The following is a 6985-nucleotide window of genomic DNA, read 5'->3' as shown; positions in this document are numbered from 1 at the left end:
CTGGAACGAAGACCCCAAGCCGTTCATCTGGACCAAAACAGCCAAAGAAATCCTCGACTCCCTCGCCCGCCTCTGCCGACGGATCTCCGGCGCAGGACACTAGCAGATGAGGGTGCATGCGAGGCTCGTGAAGGCGAGGAAGTGCTCCGCTTTGCGCTCGTAGCGACGGTGGAGGCGACGGCATCCAGCGAGCCAGGCCATGGCCCTCGTGCGTTCGATGGTCCAGCGGTGCCGGCCGAGTCGCTGCGAGGTCTCGACTCCCTTGCGGGCTATGCGGTGCTGGATGCCTTTCTGGGATAACCATCGCCGCAGGTGAGGGTAGTCGTATCCCTTGTCGGCGTGGAGTTTGCCGGGCTTGCGCCGTCGGGGGCCTCGCCGGGATCGGATCGGCGGTATGCCCTTCACGAGCGGGATCAGGGCCTGGCTGTCGTGGACGTTGGCACCAGAGATGCCGACAGACAGGGGCAGACCGGTCCGCTCGGTGATCAGGTGGATCTTCGAGGCGTACTTGCCCCGGTCGACAGACATCCCACGCGCGCAACTCGTCAAGCGGCCTCCGCTGGAAGTGCTGCTGCGGGTTGGTTGGGGAAGGCCGTCTCCTCGTCGGAGTGCTCTCCGTGCTGGAGGCAGTGGAAGAGCATCCCTATGAAGCGGTTGAAAAGGTTGCGCTGGGCAGCGACATGGCGGTCACCAGCCTCCTTGCGGCGGTAGTAGTGGGCTCTGGCACCCAATGACGCGGTTAGGGAGGCGAAGGCCCAGACATAGCCGGCAGCCGCCAAGCGCTGGTTCTTGACCCGCCGGGCCATCACCGTGCAACTTTTGCCGCTCGCCCGGGTGACTGGTGCACTGCCCGCGTAGGCCTTCATCGATCCGGCGGTAGTGAAGCGGGCTCGGTCGTCGCCGATCTCAGCCAGGACTCGGGCCCCGGTTAAGGAGCCCAGGCCCGGAAAACTGGAGATGATCGAGGCATCGGGGTGCTGATCGAAGGACTCCCTGGTGGCGGCTTCGAGCTGGTCGGCGTTGGTGCAGGCGGCCTCCAGCTGGCGCAGCAGAGCCGTGGCCTGCTGGCCGAAGGCCTTCTCGACCTGCGGTGGTTGGTGGAGGTACTCGCGGTGGAAAACCTCGTGGATCCGGTCGGCCTCAGCTTCGACGCCGCGCAGGCGTCCAGCCTGCCTGAGCAGGGACTGGAGACGTCGGTGCGTGAGACGGGCCGCCGCTGCGGGCGTCGGCGCGTTGGCCAGGATGGTCCGGGCCTCGGGAGAGCAGATTCCCCCGCGCATGTCGGCGAACGCGGCCAAGATCGCTGGGTAGAACTCGCGCAGCTGCGAGCGGAGCTTGTTGTGGGCCTGGACGCGGTCCCAGACCGCGTCCTGCTGAGCTCGTGCCAGCACCGCGATCGCCTGAGCCAGTTCGGAGTCCTTCGGCAGCGGCCGGTGGGCGGCCATGTCGGTGCGCAGGATGTTCGCCAGGACAGCAGCGTCGATGGCGTCCGACTTCTTCCTCGCGACCGAGTGCCGATCCCGGTAGCGTGCCACCGCCAGCGGGTTGATCGCGAATACAGGGCGTCCCGTCGCGCGCAGACAGGCGACCAGCAATCCCCGAGACGTCTCGATCGCGACCGGGATCTGGTGATCTTTGCTGTCGCCGTGCTCCGTCAGCAGGACTGTGAGCTGTGCGAATCCGGCTGCATCATCGCTGATTCGCAGCTTGGCGAGCCGTGTCCCGCCGGCATCGACGAGCGCGACATCGTGGTGGTCTTCTGCCCAGTCCACCCCGCAGAACACCGGCACTGGTAACCCTGCGATCTCCATCATGTTCTCCCTCACACACTGATGTTTCAGCAGGTCAGAGCCTGTGCAGGGTGCGCGTGCTCCCTAATGGAAGTGCTCAAGGCACAACATCCCACCAGCCGTTCGCAACCCCAGCGAGCTGCACGGTTCTTCGTCTTCGCGAGAGCTCTCAGGCTCGCGACAAGATGAAAGGTGTTCCGTGTAGTTGGCTCAGGCCGCGACCATCGAAGCCCTTGGTTCGCACCGTCTGGTGACGTGTTCCGAACTGGCTCTGCGGAGACCCGTTGTGAGGCGCTTGTGTCCTCGCAAGGTGCGGTTGTGCTCGCGAAGCTCGGAAACTGGAACGGTTCCGGCCGGGGTCAGATCGCTCTCAGTAGAGGGCTTCCTGCCCAGGTGGCGGACGAGGTCTTCGTTCCGGCCGGAATCGCTCCTGAAGCGAGCCCCGCGGTCTGTCGAAAGAGCTCTCACTCCGGATTCGGATAGCGATGACTCGCTTCGCTGCCCATTAGGATTCGGACCTGGCAGGTCCCCGTTACCTTTTTCGTGGCCCCGAAATGGGGTCCCCGGTCTCCGGGTCCCGGCATGACTTTGGCCCCTTGTCGATCATGGTTGAGAAGGTGGTGTCACTGGGCCGGGAGGCATTGGCAGACCGCTGATCAGGGGCATGACGCTTCATCCGCACTCTTCGGGATGAGCAGGCCTTCGTAACGTGGATGCCGGCACGCTGATGCCGCAACGGAGGCCGGGAAGGGTGTCTGCTGTCTGCTGGGGAGGGTGAGTGAGCGAGGGCGAGGTCGATGTCTACCTCGGCCTGGACGTCGGCAAGGGTGAGCATCACGGGACCGCACTGACTCTTGCGGGCAAGAAGGTGTTCGACAAGCCGCTGCCCAACAGTGAACCGCGGTTGCGTGAGCTGTTCGAGAAGCTCCAGTCCAGGCACGGAACGGTGCTGGTCGTGGTCGACCAGCCGGCCTCGATCGGCGCCCTGCCGCTGGCCGCCGCGCGGGATGTCGGCTGTCGTGTCGCCTATTTGCCAGGGCTGACGATGCGGCGGACCGCCGACCTCTATCCCGGTGAGTCGAAGACCGACGCCCGCGACGCTGCGGTCATCGCCGATGCTGCCCGGACCATGCCGCACACTCTGCGGGACCTGGCGCCGGACGACGAGATCGTCGCTGAGCTGAACATGATCGTGGGCTTCGACGATGACCTGGCTGGCGAGGTCACCCGCACCAAGAACCGTCTGCGCGGGCTGCTGACCCAGATCCATCCTTCACTCGAGCGGGTCCTGGGTTCCCGTCTGGATCACCCGGCCGTCCTGTTCCTGCTCGAACGCTACGGCTCACCAGCACAGTTACGGAAAGCTGGCAGACGACGGCTGATATCCATGCTGCGGCCCAAAGCACCGCGCATGGCAGAACGGCTCGTCGCAGACATCTTCGACGCGCTCGACGAGCAAACCGTCATCGTGCCCGGCACCGACGCTGCGGCGCTGATCGTCCCCAGCCTGGCCGCCTCGCTCACCGTCGTGCTCGACCAGCGCCGACTCCTCGCCGCCAGGATCGAGGAACTGCTGGAGGCACACCCTCTTCTCAGGTCCTGACCTCCATGCCTGGCATCGGGGTCAGGACCGCAGCCCGCATCCTTATCGACGTCGGTGACGGCAGCGCCTTCGCCACCGCTGGCCATCTCGCCGCCTACGCCGGCCTGGCACCCGCCACCCGCCGGTCCGGCTCCTCGATCCGCGGCGAGCACCCGGCCCGGCGAGGCAACAAACAGCTCAAGCGAGCCTTCTACCTCGCCGCGTTCGCCTCACTGTCGCAGCCCGACTCCCGGGCCTACTACGACAGGAAACGACGCGAGGGAAAACACCACGTCGCCGCAATCGTCTGCCTGGCCCGACGCCGCATCGACGTCCTCTTCGCCATGCTCCGCGACGGCACCTTCTACGAACCGCCCAAGATCAATACCGCTTGACGAAAGCCATAGGGGCACCTTTTCAGAGCCCGCATGTTTACCACGTCGATCGCGCAGCGAGACCAGTCCAGGTCGCCGCGGGAGCCGAGTTCGTCGAGGACCAGGCGGTGCAGCTTGGCCCACACGCAGGCCTTCGTCCACTCGGTGAGGCGTCGGTGGGCTGTCGCGCCGGACGGCCCGAACAAGGCGGCCGGCAACTGCTGCCACGTGCAGCCCGACGTCGCCACGAACACGATCGCTGCCAGCATCTCACGGTCGCCGTGCCGACGCCGGCCACCACCCTGAAGTCGCGACGGCGCCTCCGGCACCACCCGCTGGAACAGCTCCCACAACTCGTCCGGCACCAGCCGCTCAACGATTCTCGACACGACCAGCAGCTTTATCCAGCCAAATGCCGCCTCCGGGCAGTTCGGCCAGCGTCACCCGTTCCTGGTCGGCGCGGCCTCGACGAGTTCGGCGAGCCGGGCGACCGTGCGGGCTGGCCGACGGTGACCAGGGGGGCGTCGCTGGGGGTCAGCCCGCCGGCGTGCGGGTGGGCTGCGTGGCGGGCCGATCCCGGAGAAGGACTGGGCCGAACTCGTCCAGCTGACCCGCGCACAGCGACGACGACCTCTACGCCCTGATCGAGCGCGCGCCGTCCCCGACCACGGCCTGGGCTACGGCCTGCTGCGCCACGTCTGTACGCGGAGGGTAGCCGGAGGCCACCTCCTGGTCGCCGCACGTAGCCGCTGAATCGGACCTCGCCCTGTGGCCCGGGATTGGTCCCGCCCGCTCATCCGGCATGGCGTGCTGGTTATTTGGCGGGTCCTGCCAGGACTTGCGTAGCCGCTCGCAGACCTGTGCCGCTTCTGCGTGCTCGTGCAGGTATTGCTGGACATCCATTCGCAGCGGCGAAGAGCTTGGCCGCGCGTCGGGGACTTTCTGCGGGCGCGGGCTGCGTAAATCTCCCGTGGGGTCGGTGCTTCGGTCCACGTGTCGGCCGGCAGGATGGAGGACCGGGATGGTTTACAAGATCCGGACCGGGGTCTCCTGCGGGCGAAGGAGTGATCGACCCGGCTGCGACTGTGCGGCGTCCTCTCCTCGCCGGACAACCGGAGGTCGCCTGGGTCCACGGCAGTGCGGGACGAGGTCGGTACCGATGTAGGCGCGGGCGGCCGGGCGAAAGACCGGGGGGTCTCCCCAATAGAGCCGCGCGGTCTCCTGCTGCGTCAATAGCAGCCACCGGCCACGCAGGCTGGAGACCGCTTAAGGCATCAGAGGAGAGCTATGAAGAATCGACTTATGGTCGCGGGGGGGACCGTTACAGCGGGAGCTGTTGGTGCGGCACTCCTCCTCACCGGCGGAGCGGGAGGAACGAACACTCTAAGTAGCGACCCTGCTCCCACCGTCACCGCCACCCCCTCCTCCCCAGCGACCAACCCGCCTCCTACCTTTACACTGGAAGAACAGAAGGCGGCGTTCGAAACAGCAGCCAAGAAGTGCACGAAGGTAGATGCAGGCGCATGGGGCGGTGTCCCGCTTCCTCTAGACCAAACCCTCGGCGCGCAGAGTAGCAACCAAAACATGCAAACCCAGGTATGCCTCGAGTACGGTAAGGCGCAAGACGGCCACCCACAGCTGCGCGGCGTCCTCAATGTGGTGAACTGGGACTACAGCTCTATCACTATAGCTTCAGCGAGATCCAGCCCGAAGGAGGCTGATCCGCTCAGGCTAAACCTTGCAAAATATGACCGGGATAATCCCAGCGCGGCCCCAACTCGCGTCAACAGTACAATGTTTGCTAAGGAAATCATTCAGCACGGCTCTGGGAGGCGCGTCCATAGATTTACTACACCGTGGCTGGATATGACCGGGAAGGAAGGTTCCGCCTTCGACTACGGAGCTGGGGCAACCGCCAGCCAGGTGAGACTTAACGGCCTGCTTGTGTCAGGCCTATATGTTCAAACTCTACCTGCGCCGGCTTGGTGGAAGCGTGACCAGGCTATCGGGGCGGAGATGTCGCCCTGCGACAAGAATGTCGCCTGGGGGATAGCGTTGACAGGTGAGGAAGCTGCGCGCTGCGCGGACGGTGTCATCGACCACGATGACGCTCGCTACTCAGGTTCCTATGTTGCAAGTCAGTCACCTGCTGCGACCGGTGCGGTAGCCCGTAGTGTAGGTGCGTACCTCACGCCTCTTGGGGCCAAAATCCCCGCGGACATGGCGGCACTGAGTAATGTGACCCCCACTCCGGCAACTCCATGGACCAGCGAGCAGTACATTGTTTTCGCTGTCAAGTGGGGCTCGGGCTACTCGACAGCCTACTGGGATGGCGATAAGTGGGTCGAAGGCCGCAGCCCTCTCAAGGTCGCTACGACGGACTACTATCAGCGAAGCGGAGGGGCTGGTTACGGGGCGCCCCAGTTGAGTGCAGGGAGCGCGGACCTGGCAGCGACGCAGGGCGTTACTCCGCACCCCGCCACCCCCTGGGTGACGGGTTCATTTGTATATCTCGGCGACAAGTCTAAAGCGCACTGGAACGGAAGTGCCTGGGTGGCGGGGGTTGCTCCGTAGAAAAGCTCCATGGTCGGCCTCTGTTCGCAAGCCCCACGCGCGGGAGCAGAGGCACTCCATCAGTGTGATCGCATGCCGGCCTGGTCTTGGGTTGGGGCGAGTTGCCAGGAGTCGGCGAACTTCCGCCACGGTGAGCGGGACCAGGGTGCCGGAACCGTTTCTGCACCCCCTTTTGAGGCAGCCCTGGGCTGCTGTTGCCGCGGAAAGGCGTGGGCGAGCATGGCGAGTGTGATGTGCCGCATCCAGCCGATGTAGCGGCGGACTTCGTACTGGTCCAGGCCGCATTCGTTCTTTGCGGCCTGGAAGAATTCCTCGATCGCCCACCGCCGCTCGGCGACCCGCACCACTTGGTCGACGTCGGTGCCCGCCGATGCATAGCTGAGGCAGTAGGCAATCTCATCCCGCCTGGTGATGCTACGGCGGGCCAGTGCCCAGCGCGCGCAGGTGTGTGGGCGTTTGGCCGTCAAAGTCCTCGATTGAGGCGGCGCTTGCCGACATGCCGGGACTGATTGCTCCGCTGGAGCGGAAGAACGGCTGGACACTTGCCGAACAGGCAGGTCATGCGGCCTTACGAGTTGGTGCGTGATAGCGGATGAGTCATGTCTGGGCGGCCGTGGTGTGTTTTCAGATGGTGGCTGTGCGGTCGGAGACGAGGCTGGCGATGG

At 65.3% G+C, this 6985-nt stretch carries 2 protein-coding genes and 3 pseudogenes; 1 reads left to right on the top strand and 4 read right to left on the bottom strand.

Annotated features, from left to right (window positions below):
• Nucleotides 1–99: 99 nt before the first annotated feature.
• The gene (locus ACZ4NT_RS38350; protein WP_467730049.1) at nucleotides 100–528 is read right to left on the bottom strand and encodes an IS5 family transposase; all 429 of its coding nucleotides are present in this window, start codon (nucleotides 526–528) and stop codon (nucleotides 100–102) included.
• Nucleotides 529–545: 17 nt separating this feature from the next.
• Complete coding sequence (locus ACZ4NT_RS38345) at nucleotides 546–1811, bottom strand: IS110 family RNA-guided transposase (protein ID WP_467730051.1); 1266 nt, start codon at nucleotides 1809–1811, stop codon at nucleotides 546–548.
• Between the two features lie 757 nt (nucleotides 1812–2568).
• Between ACZ4NT_RS38345 and ACZ4NT_RS38340 the strand changes: the two are divergent.
• Nucleotides 2569–3767: pseudogene (locus ACZ4NT_RS38340) on the top strand (IS110 family RNA-guided transposase).
• Nucleotides 3768–3787: 20 nt separating this feature from the next.
• Here ACZ4NT_RS38340 and ACZ4NT_RS38335 read toward each other — a convergent pair.
• Nucleotides 3788–4135 (bottom strand): annotated as a pseudogene (locus tag ACZ4NT_RS38335) (transposase); the annotation flags it as partial.
• 2244 nt (nucleotides 4136–6379) lie between these two features.
• Nucleotides 6380–6803 (bottom strand): annotated as a pseudogene (locus ACZ4NT_RS38330) (IS701 family transposase); the annotation flags it as partial.
• Between the last annotated feature and the right edge of the window lie 182 nt (nucleotides 6804–6985).

This window comes from Streptomyces sp. NPDC026417, from assembly GCF_055567695.1.
This window is presented reverse-complemented; position numbering and strand designations above follow the sequence as displayed.

Bases quoted from the DNA above. Each gene is read 5' to 3' on its own strand.
- ACZ4NT_RS38345 (WP_467730051.1), bottom strand. From the start codon at position 1,811: ATGGAGATCGCAGGGTTACCAGTGCCGGTGTTCTGCGGGGTGGACTGG.
- ACZ4NT_RS38350 (WP_467730049.1), bottom strand. From the start codon at position 528: ATGTCTGTCGACCGGGGCAAGTACGCCTCGAAGATCCACCTGATCACC.